The following is a 14,481-nucleotide window of genomic DNA, read 5'->3' on the forward strand; positions in this document are numbered from 1 at the left end:
GCCGCCGGCCCCGGCCGCGCCGGCTGCTCCGGCCCAGCCCGCCGCCCCGGCTCCGGCCGCCGGCGCGGACCTGCCGGAGGACAAGGCCGCGCTGCTCGCGCGGCTGACCAGTCAGCAGGCCGGCTGACAGGTCGCCCCTGACCGGGGGCCGGCCCGCGGACGTCGCTGCCATCACTGGCCCATGTGGGCGCTCATCGCGAGCAGTGCGCAGGACAGACCCCGCGGGCCGGCCCCCGGTCCGTCTCCCGACCACCCACCACACGAAAGGAGAGGCACCGTGGCGAACGCCCTCACCGTCGGCGAGCTGCGCGCCGCGCTCGTCGGACTGCCCGACGACATGCCGGCCATCCTGATCCTGGGCGACAACGACGCCGCGTGGCTCGCCCGCGTCCGGTACGACGACTCCGGGTTCCTCGACCTGCTCGGCGGCCCGCACGCGCTCGACCGGATCGACGACTCCCACCACGCGCACACGCTCGTCGAGGTCGAGCGGTGAGCGCGCCGGTGCTGGCCCCGGTCGCCTCGGCCACCGGCGCGACGATCGTCGGCGAGCTGACCGCCGACCGGCAGACGATCATCCTCATTGCCGACGGGCCCGACTACGCCGTCGCCGAGGCCGCCCGCCGGCTACAGGTGATGACCCCGCTCATCAAGGCCACCGGCGAGCCCGGGTCGGCCGAGGCCGGCGCGCTCCGGATGCCGGCAACCTGGGCCGCGGTCGTGCAGCTCGCCGAGACCTACGGCCCGGAGTGGCGGCCCGGCCCCGCGCTCACCGCGTGGATCGGCGACCAGGTCGCCGCCCGCGCCGCGTCCGAGGCCGGCGCCGGCGAGCTGCTCGTCGCCCCGCCCGCCGGCCTGGTCCCGCGGAGCTACCAGGTCGCCGGCGCGTTCATGATCGGGCTCGTCGGGTCGGTGCTGCTCTCCGACGAGCCCGGCACCGGAAAGACCGTGTCGACCGTGCTCGGCGCCGTCGAGCGCGCCGCCCGCGGCCACGAGGTGCTCCCGCTCGTCGTTGTCTGCCCGTCCGCGGTCGTCGACTCGTGGGTCGAGCACTTCACCACCTGGGCGCCGCAGTGGCGCGCCGTTGCCTGGCGCGGCTCGCCGGCCCGCCGGCGCAAGCTCGCGAACACCGCCGACGTCTACGTCACGACCTACGGCATCGCCTCCCGTGACGCGGGCGAGGCCGACCGGCGCAAGTCGCCGCTGCTCGCGCTCAACCCCGCCGGCGTCGTCGTCGACGAGTGCCACAAGATCAAGGCCCAGGCCACCGACCAGAGCAAGGCCGTCCGCCGGCTCACCGACGCCGCACACAAGCGCTCCGGTCCCGCTGGGCCGCTGTGCGTGCCGCTGTCCGGGACGCCGATCACCCACCACCCCGGCGACCTGTGGCCGGCGCTCTACGCGATGAGCCCCGACGCGTGGCCGTCGCGCGAGCGGTGGGTCGGCCGCTACTGCGACACCATGCCCGGCGAGTACGCCGCGACCGTGCTCGGCCTCAACCACGCCCGCGAGCCGGAGTACCGGACCGCTGTGCTCGGCCAGCACCGCCGCGTGGCGAAGGCCGACGTCCTGGCCGAGCTACCGCCGAAGGTCTACAGCGTCCGCACCGTCGACATCCCGGCGAAGTGGCGCAAGGCCTACGACGCGATGGAAGGCGACATGCTCGCCGACCTGCCCGGCGTCGACGACGGCGACGGGGGAGAGACCTCCGGCTCGTCGCTGTCGGCGATGACCGTGCTCGCCCAGCTCACCCGCCTTGCCCAGCTCGCGAGCAGCGCCGCCGACGTCGAGTCGTGGACCGAGACCGTCGACGACCCGGAGACCGGGCTCCCGGTCGAGAAGTTGCACCAGAACGTCACGCTCCGCGCGCCGAGCTGGAAGGTCGACGAGGCGCTCGACGTCATGGCCGAGCGGCCGGGGCAACAGTTCATCGTCGCCGCGCCGTCGCGGCAGCTCGTCGTCCTGGCCGGCGAGCAGGCCGAGCAGGCCGGCTATCGGGTCGGGTACGTCGTCGGCGGCCAGACCGCGACCGAGCGCTCGGCCGCGGTGCGCGCGTTCCAGGCCGGCGAGCTGGACGTCATCGGCGTCACCACCGGCGCCGGCGGGGTCGGGCTCACCTTGACCGCCGCGTCCTGCCTGATCTTCCTACAGCGGCCCTGGTCGCTGGTCGAGGCGCTACAGATGGAGGACCGCGCCCACCGCATCGGGTCCGAGCGCCACGACTGCATCGAGATCGTCGACGTCGTCGCGCGCAAGACGATCGACACCCGCGTGCGCTCGATCCTGCGGCAGCGCGCCGGCGCCCTGTCGAAGATGGTCGAGGACCCGCGCATCGTCGCCGAGCTGCTCGGCGGCGCCGGCTCCCGTGACGACTCGGTCGGCGAGGCCGCCGGCACGCTCGACCAGGCCCGTACCGAGGCCGGCCTCGACGAGCCCGCCCCGGCCGACGACCGGCTCGCCGTCGAGGGCGACGACCGCGACGACGAGCAGGCGGTCGCGGCATGACCCGGCTCGCCGTGATCGGCGTCGACCCCGGCCCGACACCCGGAATCGTGCTGCTCTGGCCGCACCGCGCCCCCGACGTCGTGCAGTGCTCGGCCGGCGCGCTGTGCACGGTCGTCGTCGCGATGCTCGAAGAGACCGACGAGTCGCTGCTCGCCGTCGAGGAGTTCGTCGTCGGTGCGCGCGCCGCACGCTCGTCGTCGGCCAGCGCGGGCACCCGCACGCGCGACGTCATCGGCGCCCTGGCCCGGCTCGCCGAGGACCAGAACGTGCCGATCCGCCGCTACCGGGCCGCGGACGTCAAGCCGTGGGCGACCGACCGCCGGTTGGCTGCGGCCGGCCTGGTCGAGGCCACCAAGGGGATGCGGCACGCCCGCGACGCCGCGCGCCACGCCCTCTACGCAGCCGTACGCGACGGCGGACACCCCGACCCGCTGTCGACCCGCGCCGCCGGCTCCCCGGCCGCGAGCGCCCGCTCTGACCGCTCCCCGACACGAAAGGGGCCGCGCTCGTGACCCAAGCGCCCCACCTCACCGACACCCAGCGCGAAGCCCTCGACGTCGCCCGCGGGCTCGCCCGCGCCGGCGTGCCGGTGTTCGTCGCCCGGCCCGACGAGACGTCGGCGACCGGGTTCGCGCTGCCCACCGGGTGGCAGCACACCGCCCCCGACCCGGCCGTCGTCGACGCCTGGTCGCCCGGGATGGCGCTGTGCGCCGTCATGGGCGCCGCGCTCGACCTGCTCGACGTCGACCCCCGCAACGGCGGCGACCTCGAAGGCCTCGACGTCGTGCCCGTCTCCTACGGCACCGCCGAGACCCCGTCGGGCGGGTTCCACTCGTTCATCGCCCCGCTGGGCGTCGGCTCCCGGGACGGGGTGCTCCCGGGCGTCGACGTCAAGGGCGGCCTGCCCGACGGCAGCTCGCGCGGGTTCGCGTTCCTCGCCCCGACGGTCAAGGCGTCGAAGGCGACCGGCGAGCCCGTCGCCTACACCTGGCACACCCGACCCGACCTCGACCGGCTCACCGCGGCCGGCCGCGATCGTTCCGGCGCCGCGCTGGCCGACCGGGTGCGCGCTGCCCGCTCCGGCACGTCGGTGACCCGGGCCGGCGGGCCGGCGTGGTGGCGCGAGTTCGCGACCAACCGCGAGCCGCAGGCCCAGGTCGCCGCCGAGCGCGCCATCGCCGAGAAGCTCGCCGCCGTCGCCGACTGGAACCCCGCCGACGGGGACGGGTTCCGCTCGACGCTGATGCGCGCCGCGATGACCCTCGGCGGCTACGTCGGCGGCGGATGGCTCGACGAGTCCGACGCCTGGTCGCGGCTGGAACGGGCGTGCTCGCAGGCGTGGGGAGCGCCCGACGAGGACGACCGCCGGTGGATCGAGCAGGGGCTCACCGACGGCGCCGAGCAGCCGTTCCGCGTCTACACCCCGGAGGACGAGGCCCGGTTCGGTGACGCCGCCCAGGCCGTCGCCGCCCAGCGGCCGGCGGGCCCGCCGTGGTCGCCGTACCGCGCCCTGGGCGTCGAGGCGTTCGATCCGTACTGGTGCGGCAACGACCAGGAGTTCGCCGAGGCCGTCGCCGCGCGGACGGTGCCGGTGCTGCGCTACGCCTCGGATGCCGACTCGTGGGTCGTGCGCCAGGCCGAGGCGTGGCGCGAGCGTGAAGACCTCTCCGGGTGGGCGGTGTCGATCGTCGCCCGCCTGATGCCGTTGGGTGAGACCCCGATCGACAAGGACCCGTCGCAGCGCACCGACGGGCAGTGGCAGGCCGTCCGGCGCGCGTCGTTCATGAACAGCGGCACGTCGTCGCGGGTCGAGCGCAAGCTCCGCACCATCGTCAAGGGCGGCGACCACCCGGCCGCGGTCGAGCTGGCCGGCCTCGACGCGGACCCGGAAGTGCTGTGGGCCGGCGGGGTGCCGTGGGACCTGCGCGCCAGCCTCGACGAGCCGATCCCGGCCGCGGTCGACCCGTCCACCCCGCACCTGCACACCGCGAAGCTCGCACCGGCCCTGGTCGACACCCCGGTCTGGGACCGGTTCGTCGCCGCTGTCTGGCCGGACCCGGACGTGCGCCGGTGGGCGCTGCGCGTGCTGTCGCTGGCCCTGGCCGGCTATCCGGACGCGGCACTGCCGGTGCTCTACGGACCGGAGCGCACCGGCAAGACCGCGCTCGTGACGCTGCTCGTCGACGTGCTCGGCAGCTACGGCCACGCCGCGGACCCGCGGCTGCTCGGCTCCGGCGACGGGACGCACGCCTCGGTCGTGTACGCGCTGCGCGGTCGCCGGCTGTCGTTCATCGACGAGGGCCCGCGCCGCGGCCACCTCGCCGCCGAGCGGTTGAAGCAGCTCACCGGCGGCGGGCAGCTCACCGGCAACGCGATGCGCGCCAACCCGGTCACGTTCACCCCGACGCACACGCTGGTGATGACCACCAACGACGAGCCCCCGATCACGGACCCGGCGCTGCGCGCCCGCATGCGGATCGTGCCGTGCGAGGCGGACCAGGCCACCGTGCGGGCGGCCCGGCAGGCGCTCACCCCGGCAGTGTGGGCCGCGGAGGCGCCCGGGGTGCTGGCCGCGCTCATGTCCGAGTGCGCGGCGTGGCTCGCGGAGCCCGACACCGCCGGCCACGCCGCGGCGCCGGCCTCGCTCGTCGCGCTCGCGGACGACATGGCCGCCGGCCAGGACCCGGTGCGCGAGTGGCGCGAGATGTGCACCCTGCCGTCGGACCCGGGCACCCCCGGCCGCGAGCTGTACCGCTCGTTCGTGGGCTGGTTCGACGCCCAGCCGATCTACCGCAGGCAGTCGCCCCCGTCTGAGACCGCGTTCGGGCGCTCGCTCACCGAGCAGGGGTTCCCGTTCGTCATGGGCGGACCCCGGAAGAACGTCAAGTACCGGCCACTGTCCGTGATGGACCCCGGGACCGGGCTGATGCCGGGCGCCGGGCCCACCCCACCCGGGACCGTGGCGCCGGTCACGCCGGGCCCCGATAGTTCGCCGACGGTTGCCGACGGTTCGAGTGCGGAACTATCGGACGCGGATAACACCAGGTCAGAACCCAAGTTTTCTAGTGCTGCCGATAGTTCCGATAGTTCTCCCCGTACTATCAGCAGTCATAATCACGACTACTCCAATAGGAGTACCCCTGACGCGTTCACAGGGGGAATAGGGGACGACCCCCTCAACTGTCGGACCGAGGGCGGTCCGGACGGTCCAGGGGCCGGTAGGTCTCCCAGGTCAGAACGACCTTCCGACGGCTCCGACAGTGCGGCTCCCGACAGTCGGGAAACTAACGGGGCCCGTGCACGGAACGTGAGTGATCAGGCACGCTCCGAAACATCACCACGTCAGAACGCGAATGTAGGCGACCAAACCGCCCCTGACCTGCGCGAATGCCCGGAGTGGCTCCGCGGCCGCGATCTGTCACTGTCGGTGACCAAGGAGGAGGCGGCGGCCCGCGCCGGCCAGGACGGCACCAGTCGGTCCGAGGCACGCAAGGCGCTCAACGTCGAGCTGCGCGCCGCGCGGTCCGAGGCGAAGGCCGCCGCGAAGATCGCCGAGCGCGAGGCCGCCGTCGCCGCCGCGGCCGGCGAGGTGCTCGCGCTGCCGGCCGTGGTCGACCGCGCCGGCAACGTCCTGCCGGTCACCCTCGACCAGGCCGAGGCCGTCGTCCGGGCCGCGCTCGCGCGCACCGACGGCACGCTGACCGTCGACGTCGAGACCTCCGGCTACCCGGTCGGGCACACGCTCTACGCGCTGCGCACCGTCCAGCTCGGCGACGACGTCGCCGCCGCGGTACTGCACCCGGTCGAGCACGCCGGCACCGTGCGCGAGCTGCTCGCCGCCGCCGGCAAGCTGCACGCCCACTCCGCGACCGCGGACCTGGTCCCGCTCGACGTCGCCGGCCTGATCGACCGCGCCACGGCGTGGGACCGCATGCACGACACCGTCATCCCGGCCAAGCTCGCCGACCCGCAGTCGACCGGGTCCGACCCGGGGTTGAAGCGCCTCGCCGGCAACGTGCTCGGCGCGCACGCCGTGATCCCGGCCGCCGAGCAGGCGCGCGGCGAGCTGTGGAAGGCCGGCCGCTGGTCGAGCCCGAAGATGTTCGCCGACCAGCTCGCCGCGCCGATCGAGCGCAACGGCTGGGCCAACGTCGAGTCCGGCTCGACCACGATGCTGCGATACGCGGCCTCAGACGTGCTCGACACGGCCGCACTGGGCCGGACCCTCCCGCAGCCCCCGGAGCACGTCCTCGACCGCGAGAGGCTCGCTCAGCGGGTCATGGCGCGGGTCGCGCACGACGGCGTGCGGATCGACGGCGCGCACGTCGCCGCGCTGACCGAGACCCACACCGCCGGCAAGGCCGAGGCCGGCGAGCGGGTGCGCGCGTTCGGCGTCGAGAACCCGGGCAGCGACGCCCAGGTCGGCGCCCTGGCCGAGCAGCTCGGCGCCGCGCTGCCGCGCACCGACACCGGCAAGCCGTCGGTCAAGGCCGGCGTGCTCGAACCGCTGCGCAAGGCCGGCGGCCGGCTCGGCGAGTTCGTCTCGGCGGTGCTCGACTACCGCCACCACGACACCGCCCTCGGTCTGTTCCTGCGCCCGTACGCGCTGCTCGGCGAGCACGGGGACGGCCGGGCGAGGCCGACGGTCTACACGATCGGCACCGACACCGGCCGCATGTCGTGCGTGCGCCCCAACCTGCAACAGCTCCCGCGCGAGGGCGGGGTCCGGGCGTGCATCACCGCCGACCCGGGCGAGCTGCTCGTCTCCGCGGACTTCTCCGGCGTCGAGCTGCGCGTCGCCGCCGCGCTCTCCCAGGACCCGACGCTGCTCGCCCTGATCGCCGAAGAGGACGCGTTCAACGCCGAGATCAGCGCGCGGGCCGCCGCGGACGGCACAGGCGACAAGGCCGCCCGGACGGCGATCCTCGCCGAGCGCGGATGGCGCCACGCCGGCCGCGCGGACGGCCTGCACTGGGTGGTCGCCCGCATCGTGTGGGGTGAGGACGCGACCAAGGCGCACCGCTACATCGCGAAGCGGATCGTGTTCGGACGGCTCTACGGCGGAGGGCTCGCCACGCTGGCCGAGCAGGGCGGCACCGACCAGGCCACCGCGCAACGGGCGATCGACGCGCTCGACGAGATCACCCCGCGTCTCTCCGAGTGGTCCCGGCAGGTCCGCGAGGCGGTCAAGGCCGGCAACACGCAGTTCGCGACCTACAGCGGGCGCGTGATCCACCTCCCGCAGGCCTACCCCCACAAGGCGCCGAACTACTGCATCCAGGGCACCGCCCGCGAGCTGCTCGTCGACGCCGTCGAGCGGTGGGAGCGCACCCGCTGGGCCGGCTCCCGCGTGCTGCCGGTGCACGACGAGATCGTCACGTTCGTGCCGGAGGCCGAGGCCGCCGACGCGACCGCGGCGCTCATGGAGTGCATGACGGCCGAGCTGTTCGGCGTCCGCATCGTCGCCGAGGCCGACGAGCCCTCATTCGCCTGGCAGGACTCCGCGTGACCTCCGCGCCCGCCCAGCTCCCCACCACCCCGAACGGAGGGATCACCGTGTCGACCCCGACCGACACCGCCGACCGTCTGCTGTGCATCGCCTGCGACCAGCGCGGCCCGACCGAGCACTCGCTCACGTGCTCGGCGTGCCGGCGCCGGCTCGCCGAGCAGCTCGACCGCATCGCCGACGGGTACCGCCGGCTCGACCCGACCCCGGTCGCCGGAGGCCTCGACGGCGGGCGCGGCGCACCCGGGTTCGGGTCCCGCTCGCCGGCCCGCGACGACGTGCTCGTCCTGACCGACAGCCGGGGGCAGACCCTCGACCCGGACCGGCCGCGAAACGCGTCCTCCGTGCTGCGCACGCTCGCCTGGTGGGCGGACGCCGGCCGCGACGCCGGCGCCGTGCCGGACGGGGCCGGCCCGCGCACCGTGGGCGGCGAGGTGCTCGCGCTGCGCGTCTCGATCGAGCGTCTCGGTCGGTGCTGGTGGTTCGACGGGCTCGCCTCGGCGGTCGAGGCGCTCGCCGGCCACGTCCGCCGCGCCCTGGGCGAGCACGACGCCTCGGTTCCGCTCGGCCAGTGCCCGCGGCCCGCGCCGGCCGGCGTCGAGGCGTACACGGCGCTCGTCGAGGCGGTCGGCGAGACGATGGCGGCCCGCGCCGGCGACTTCGAGCGCTGCGCCGGCGAGGTCCGGGCCCGCTCGTTCGGCGACAGCGCCCGGTGCCGGCGGTGCGGGACCCGCTGGGAGGGGCTCGACGAGGTGCGTCGGCTGGGCCGCACGCTCGGCGACGCGATGCTCGACCTCGCCGGCCTGTCCCGGTACCTGGGCGTCGAGTCGCTCGCCACGCTGCGGAGCTGGGCGCACCGCGACGGCTGGGACCGCGAGCGCGCCGGCGGCCGGACCCTGTACCGGCTCGCCGACGCCCGCGAATCCTGGTGGCGAGCCTGGGACCGGGCCCACCCACTGCACGGGCCGGCCCTGCCGCCGGCGGCCGAGGCGAGCGCGTGAGCGCGCCGGCCGTCCCGGAGCCGCGCCCGCCGGCCGAGGCGCTCGTCGCCGTGCCGGCGCCCCGTCGACCGGTGGGCCGGGGGACCAGCAACGGCAACGCCCGCGGCAACGTCCAGGACCGGGCCCGCCGGCGCGCGTGGCTGCTCGCGACGTTCGGCGACGGCCAGACGTGCCCGTGCCACCGGTGCGGGCTCACCCTCGACGACTCGACGATCACCGTCGACCGGATCGTCCCGGGCATCGAGGGCGGCACGTACCGGCGCTCGAACATCAGGCCGGCGTGCGGGCCGTGCAACTCCGAGGCCGGCGCCCGGCTCGCCCACGAGCGCACGCACCACCGGCTGACGACCGGGCTCGCGCCGTGAGCGCCGGCGAGCGCACACCCCGGCCGGTGGCCGCGGCCCGCGACGCCTACGTCCATGAACGCGGCGCCGGCGCGACCGAGGCCGAGGCGCTCGACGTCGCCGTTCACGAAGCGCTGCGGCTCGCCGGTCGGCCGGTCACCGGGACACCGCGCAAGCCGCGGAACCGGCGCGGCCTGACCAGGCGCGAGTAACGCGAGACCGGGTCGCGGACGGTAGTACCGCCGTGATCCGTTTCGCCCGCTTCGCCGTCCCCCTCGTCGCCGCCCTGGCCCTGGCCGGGTGCGGCGGCGAGCCGGCGCCCGCTCCCGAGTCCGCCACCCTGTCCGACGCCGAGGCCGCGTTCGTCGACCAGGCCGCGAGCATCGTTCCCGGCCATCCCGACGACGCCGAGGGGCTCGCCAGCGACGCGGCGAACACCTGCTCGTCGCTGACCAACACCGACGCCGAGACCGGCGAGCCCTGGCCGCGCGAGCGCATCGTCGACCAGGCCGTCGAGCGGTTCTCGACCGGCAGCTACCCCGTCGACGCCGACCAGGCCGGCCAGCTCGTCGACGCCGCGGCCGGCACCGTCTGCCAGGACGGGTGAGCGCCGGCAGCGCACGACTGCACTGCACTGTCATGACCGTCTGGACGCGCTGACCAGTCGCAACGTAGGGTCCCCGATGATGGGCGTGTCCTGTCAGCGCACACCCGCTCCGGCTCGCGCCGGTCAAGGGGCTCAGCCCCTGGGGTTCGATGCCGGCTGACGGACACGCCCGTCGACACGAGAGCCCCGGCCGGGGCTGCGCTCACACCCGGCCGGGGCTCTCGTCACTCGCCGAGCGCCTCGGCCAGGCCGCGACGGGCCCGCTCGACCGCGACGTCGTCGCCGGCGGCCAGGGCGTCGAGCAGCTTGTACGCCCAGACCTTGACGCGGGTGAGGTCTTCGACCTCGCGGACGACGCGGCGCTCGGCCGCGACCCGCTGCTCGCGCGTCGTCGCCCCGGTCTGGCCGCGGAGTACCGACATTGCCGCGTGCAGCTCGATCGGCTCGCCGGCGCTCACCGGGCCCACCGTTCGCGGACGAGCCGGGCCAGCTCGTCGGGGCCGAGGGCGGCCAGCCGGCGGGCGTCGCGCTCGTCGACGTCGGGCGGCAACGAGTCCAACGCCTTCGGCGCATCGAGCGTCCGGGGCCTCAGCCGCGCCGCCTCGGACGCATCGAACGCGTGCACCAGCACCACCCGGGTCTCGCGACCCCGCGCCGCGAACGCGGCCTCGACCAGTTCGACGGCCTGGGCGGTGACTCCGGCCGCGTCCCCGCGGAGGTTCAAGGTCACCGCGGTCAAGGCGCCCTGACGCTCGATGCTCGGCCCCAGCGGTGACAGCACGCCGAGTAGGGCGGAGGTCCACTCGGCGTCGTCGATCTCGCCGACCTCAACGTCGACGACGACCTCGACGAGCCAGGCACGCGACTCGCCGGCGCTCACTGGCCGGCCTCGACCGGCTCGTCGCGGTGCCACGGCCGGCCCCCGCCGGCGCCCTGACCGGGCCGGCTCTCGCGCCAGCGCTCGAACGTGGCGCGGAAGTAGACCGGCGTCCGGCCGACCATCGCGTCCGGCTCCGGCAGACCGTGCGGGCGCCGGCGCGACTTCGCCGCAGTGCCCGACGTCCAGCCCATCGCGTCGTCGACGTCCGCGGTCGTCATCAGCTCGGCCAGCGCGGCGCGGATCTCCGCCTCGCTCGGCCGCTCGTTCGTGCTCATGAGCACAGTGTCGTCCTTCCAAGGTGGGAGGCGGTCCGGGGCGAGTCCCCGGAGGGGTTACCTCGTGGTGGGGGTGACTAGCCGGCGCCGGCCGGTCGGTTACGGGGCGTTCCCGACCGGCTGGCGCTCGGCCTACACGGCCCCGTCGCGGTGCGGTCGCTCGACTCTGCACGCAATTTCGGGACCCCCTTCGAACTCGTGACGCACTAGAGTTTTCACTCTATTGAGTGAGGGTTCGTCATGTTGCGTCGAAACGTCTACGCCTCGCCGAATATAAATTGAGTTCGCAGCGAACCTCCTGGTCAGGGAGTCGGAGAAGTCTGTGCTACGTATGATGGCCGCGGTAGGTTCACTGAAACTCTGAGACTTTCAGCACGAGGCCCGCCGTTAGTGGCGTTGCTGCACCAGGTAGCGTTCTGTGCAGCACTCCGGTTCTTCTCCGGAATGTGCACAACCCAGGAGAGGAAGACTCATGCGCAAGTCTGTGCGTACCCTGCTCGTTTCCGCGATGGCCGTGCCGATGTCCCTCGGTGTTGCTGGCATGGCGTTCGCCGACGAGGGCGACTTCGACCAGGACCAGTCCCAGACCACCGAGGGCACGGTCACCGGCGAGCAGGGTGCTGCCACCGAGCAGGGCAACTCCAGCTTCGCCCCGATCACCCAGATCAACCCGGCTCTGAACGCCTCCGACATCCTCGGTATCAGCGACTTCGCCAACGAGGACAGCGAGGGCGGCGACGGCCAGTCGGTCGTGCAGGACAACTCGATCGAGTCCTCGAACGACCAGGGCAACGCCTCGTCGACCGAGCAGTCGCAGAAGAGCGTTCTCGAGCAGCTGACCAGCTTCGAGGGCTGATCTCGAAGCAGGGCTCCCGCGTCTACGGGGCTGGCTTGCCTCTCCACGAGGCGGGTCAGCCCCGTTTTCGTTGACAGCCATGTCTGCTGCTCACGCACCGGAGCTCCGAGCACGCCCAGGCCGAACAGCTCGTCGCGGCTCACGACCGGCCCCGCCGGCGCTTGCCGATCCGGACGCCGCCCGGACCGGGGGTGTCGACCGAGTGCGTGCCCCGGGCGAAGTTCCACGTCCACGGGCCGAGCTTGATGCCGTAGCTCGCGAGCCCGCCCTGAGTGAACAGCAGGTAGAACGGCCCGAACCGCACCGTCTTGCGGGCGTTGAACCGCACTCGCCGGCTCACTTCGCGCGCCCGGTGGTCGGGTCGATCCCGTGGCGCTCGCACCACTCGTCGTGCGTGGTCGCCTTGCCGTTCTCGTCGATCGGCCCTCGGTAGCCGCTGTCTCGCAGCGCCTCGACGGCCGCCTTGCTCGCGTCGGCCTTGGGTGTCTTCGACATGTCGTGAACTCCGATCCCTCGTGTGATGTGGTGGGGGAGCCGCCCGACCGGGCCCGGTGTCCGCGGGCCCGGTCGGGCGGTCCGTCAGAACAGGAAGCCGTCGCCGCCGGCGAGCGGGAGCATCCCGGCGCCGTACGCGTCGTCGGTGACGAGCTGGGTCCCACCGCCGACCGGCGCCGGCGCGGCAGCCTCGGCGGTCTCGCGCTCGATGCGCGCCTCGGTCTCCGGGGCGACCTTGACGAGCCCGCAGTCGGCGATCTTCGCCGTGATGTTGTTCGGGACCGCGACGCCCTTGCCGTAGCGCTGGGCCCGCTCGATGGCGGTGGGGGTCAGGTAGACGGCCGAGACCTTGCTCGGCGTGACCTTCCAGACCCGGGCGATGCGGGTGCACTGGTGACCGTGCACGGCGATGATCGCGCCCGGGGCGAGCTGCTCGCGGGTCGCGGTCGGCAGCTCGGCGCGCTGGCCCAGGTTGAGCGCGAACCCCAGGTCGGCGCCCATCAGGTACAGGGCGGCGCTCATGTCGGCCCAGCCGGCGAATCCGAGGGCGGCGGCGGCGCGGTCGATGGTGTCCATTGCGGTTCTCCTTAACTCTGCGAACTGACAGGGACGAAGTTACACGAGCGCCCCCGACCGTGCAAGCCGGGGGCGGACATTCGTGTCGTCTGACGGCGCACGCCCGGGTCAGGGCGTCTCGACGTCGAGCGCGTCGGCCGGCCGGGCGCCGGTGGTGGGGGAGTGCGGGCCACCGGCCGCGGCCGGGGCCGGGCACCGGTCGAGCTGCTCGCCGGGCGCGACGTGCGTGCCGTCGACGCGGGCGATCAGGCCGGCCCAGCAGCGCCAGCAGTAGACGCCGGCTCCCGGAGCCGCGGACGCCCCCACGAACGCGACAGCGACGCCTACGGCGGCCGGAACGAGGGGCTGCTCGACGCCGCAGCCGTGGCGGTAGCGCTCGGCGTGCTGACCGCATGCCGGCGTCGCCTCTTCGCTCAGCGTGCGGACCGTGGTCGTCGCGAGCCGCGTGCAGTGCGCGGGGTCGGCCGTCGTGCGCCGAACGATCGGGCCCAGCTCGCAGCAGATGACCGGGTCGCTGGCCAGCGACGGGCACCCCGCGGCGCACGGCTCGCCGGCCTCGGCGCCGCACCCGTCCGTCATGCCGCAGGCCGGCGCGGTCGTCATGTCGTGCTGCGTGCTGTTCATGGCGGAACCTCCAAAACATTGCGAATTGACCAGGACGAAGTTACCGCACGGCTCGACCGGCGTGCAAGCCGGGGGCTGACAGAAGTGTCGCTCGACAGCGCACGACCACCACGGAAGGAACCCGACATGCGACGTCACACGCTCGCGCTGCTCGCCGGCGCGACCCTGCTCATCGGCGGTGCCGGCACCGGTACCGCGCTCGCCCAGGAGGCCGACCCGCCGCCCACCGGCCCGGGGACCGCGGCGTGCGTCGAGGCCCGCGCGGCGCTCGACTCCGCGCTCGTCTCCGTCGACGCCTCGGTCGGACTGCGCGGCGACGCGGACCTCGACGCCGTGAGCGACCGGCTCGCCGAGATCGGCACCGGCACCGAGGGCGTGACCGAGGCGCTCGCGCTCGTCGGCGACGCCCGCAGCGCGTGCACCCCGCCGGCCGACGAGCCCGGAGACGGCGACCAGGGCGACGGCGGGGACGTCACCCCGACCCCGACGCCGGAGCCCGGCGACGGCGACGACAACGGCCAGGACGGGCCGACCCCGGGCGACTCCTGCTCGACCGACGAGATTCCGAGCGGGATCGTCGGCGGTGACGGCGAGTGCATCGGCGCCACCGGTGGCCCGGAGCCCGGCCAGAGCTCCGACGGCGGCCCCGTGACCGGCGGCAGCACCGGCGGCCAGGTCGGCACCGTCCCGCAGGGCTACGCCGACACCGGCGCCCTGTGACCGTCGGCCGCCTGGTCGCGCTGCTCGGCCTGATGCTCGCGCTCGTCGCCGGATGCGGCGGGCCGGCGGGCTCGTCGGGCAGCGCGACCGCC

The 14,481-nt window shown here is 74.5% G+C and carries 17 protein-coding genes; 10 read left to right on the forward strand and 7 right to left on the reverse strand.

What is annotated here, in order from left to right:
* Positions 1-277: 277 nt before the first annotated feature.
* The 8 genes from NH602_RS18625 to NH602_RS18660 are packed head-to-tail and all read left to right on the forward strand — an operon-like array spanning position 278 to position 9,963.
* A complete protein-coding gene (locus NH602_RS18625; RefSeq protein WP_253068457.1) occupies positions 278-496 on the forward strand; it encodes a hypothetical protein in 219 nt (72 codons plus the stop codon).
* Complete coding sequence (locus NH602_RS18630; RefSeq protein WP_253068458.1) at positions 493-2,505, forward strand: DEAD/DEAH box helicase; 2,013 nt, start codon at positions 493-495, stop codon at positions 2,503-2,505. The genes NH602_RS18625 and NH602_RS18630 overlap by 4 nt, the downstream gene beginning before the upstream one ends.
* Positions 2,502-3,017: a hypothetical protein gene (locus tag NH602_RS18635; RefSeq protein ID WP_253068459.1), complete on the forward strand. Its 516-nt coding sequence runs from the start codon at positions 2,502-2,504 to the stop codon at positions 3,015-3,017. The genes NH602_RS18630 and NH602_RS18635 overlap by 4 nt, the downstream gene beginning before the upstream one ends.
* The gene (locus NH602_RS31960) at positions 3,014-8,014 is read left to right on the forward strand and encodes a DNA polymerase (protein ID WP_253068460.1); all 5,001 of its coding nucleotides are present in this window, start codon (positions 3,014-3,016) and stop codon (positions 8,012-8,014) included. Before NH602_RS18635 ends, NH602_RS31960 begins: the two co-directional genes overlap by 4 nt.
* Positions 8,011-9,012, forward strand: a complete 1,002-nt coding sequence (locus NH602_RS18645) for a hypothetical protein (protein WP_253068461.1) — start codon at positions 8,011-8,013, stop codon at positions 9,010-9,012. Before NH602_RS31960 ends, NH602_RS18645 begins: the two co-directional genes overlap by 4 nt.
* Positions 9,009-9,377: an HNH endonuclease gene (locus NH602_RS31965; protein WP_253068462.1), complete on the forward strand. Its 369-nt coding sequence runs from the start codon at positions 9,009-9,011 to the stop codon at positions 9,375-9,377. The genes NH602_RS18645 and NH602_RS31965 overlap by 4 nt, the downstream gene beginning before the upstream one ends.
* Complete coding sequence (locus NH602_RS18655; protein ID WP_253068463.1) at positions 9,374-9,568, forward strand: hypothetical protein; 195 nt, start codon at positions 9,374-9,376, stop codon at positions 9,566-9,568. Before NH602_RS31965 ends, NH602_RS18655 begins: the two co-directional genes overlap by 4 nt.
* Before the next feature lie 32 nt (positions 9,569-9,600).
* Complete coding sequence (locus NH602_RS18660) at positions 9,601-9,963, forward strand: hypothetical protein (protein ID WP_253068464.1); 363 nt, start codon at positions 9,601-9,603, stop codon at positions 9,961-9,963.
* Between the two features lie 224 nt (positions 9,964-10,187).
* On the opposite strand, the gene NH602_RS18665 is transcribed toward NH602_RS18660, so the two are convergent.
* The 3 genes from NH602_RS18665 to NH602_RS18675 are packed head-to-tail and all read right to left on the reverse strand — an operon-like array spanning position 10,188 to position 11,118.
* Entirely contained in the window at positions 10,188-10,421 is a 234-nt protein-coding gene (locus tag NH602_RS18665; protein ID WP_253068465.1) for a hypothetical protein, read from the reverse strand.
* Positions 10,418-10,843 (reverse strand): hypothetical protein, encoded by a 426-nt coding sequence (locus tag NH602_RS18670; protein ID WP_253068466.1) that lies wholly within the window; start codon positions 10,841-10,843, stop codon positions 10,418-10,420. Before NH602_RS18670 ends, NH602_RS18665 begins: the two co-directional genes overlap by 4 nt.
* A complete protein-coding gene (locus NH602_RS18675; RefSeq protein ID WP_253068467.1) occupies positions 10,840-11,118 on the reverse strand; it encodes a hypothetical protein in 279 nt (92 codons plus the stop codon). The genes NH602_RS18670 and NH602_RS18675 overlap by 4 nt, the downstream gene beginning before the upstream one ends.
* Before the next feature lie 472 nt (positions 11,119-11,590).
* Between NH602_RS18675 and NH602_RS18680 the strand changes: the two genes are divergently transcribed.
* Positions 11,591-11,974, forward strand: a complete 384-nt coding sequence (locus NH602_RS18680) for a hypothetical protein (protein ID WP_253068468.1) — start codon at positions 11,591-11,593, stop codon at positions 11,972-11,974.
* A gap of 139 nt (positions 11,975-12,113) precedes the next feature.
* On the opposite strand, the gene NH602_RS18685 is transcribed toward NH602_RS18680, so the two are convergent.
* The 4 genes from NH602_RS18685 to NH602_RS18700 form a co-directional block, all read right to left on the reverse strand.
* The gene (locus tag NH602_RS18685) at positions 12,114-12,314 is read right to left on the reverse strand and encodes a DUF4236 domain-containing protein (RefSeq protein ID WP_253068469.1); all 201 of its coding nucleotides are present in this window, start codon (positions 12,312-12,314) and stop codon (positions 12,114-12,116) included.
* Positions 12,311-12,469, reverse strand: a complete 159-nt coding sequence (locus tag NH602_RS18690) for a hypothetical protein (protein WP_253068470.1) — start codon at positions 12,467-12,469, stop codon at positions 12,311-12,313. The genes NH602_RS18685 and NH602_RS18690 overlap by 4 nt, the downstream gene beginning before the upstream one ends.
* Positions 12,470-12,553: 84 nt before the next feature.
* Positions 12,554-13,045, reverse strand: a complete 492-nt coding sequence (locus tag NH602_RS18695; protein WP_253068471.1) for a hypothetical protein — start codon at positions 13,043-13,045, stop codon at positions 12,554-12,556.
* A gap of 108 nt (positions 13,046-13,153) precedes the next feature.
* Positions 13,154-13,669 carry a hypothetical protein gene (locus NH602_RS18700; RefSeq protein ID WP_253068472.1) on the reverse strand — a complete coding sequence of 172 codons (516 nt, stop codon included), beginning with the start codon at positions 13,667-13,669 and terminating at the stop codon, positions 13,154-13,156.
* A gap of 126 nt (positions 13,670-13,795) precedes the next feature.
* Here NH602_RS18700 and NH602_RS18705 point away from each other — a divergent pair, with 126 nt between their 5' ends.
* Complete coding sequence (locus tag NH602_RS18705; protein ID WP_253068473.1) at positions 13,796-14,389, forward strand: hypothetical protein; 594 nt, start codon at positions 13,796-13,798, stop codon at positions 14,387-14,389.
* Positions 14,390-14,481 lie beyond the last annotated feature (92 nt).

The organism is Pseudonocardia sp. McavD-2-B, assembly GCF_024124365.1.
GTDB lineage: Bacteria > Actinomycetota > Actinomycetes > Mycobacteriales > Pseudonocardiaceae > Pseudonocardia > Pseudonocardia alni.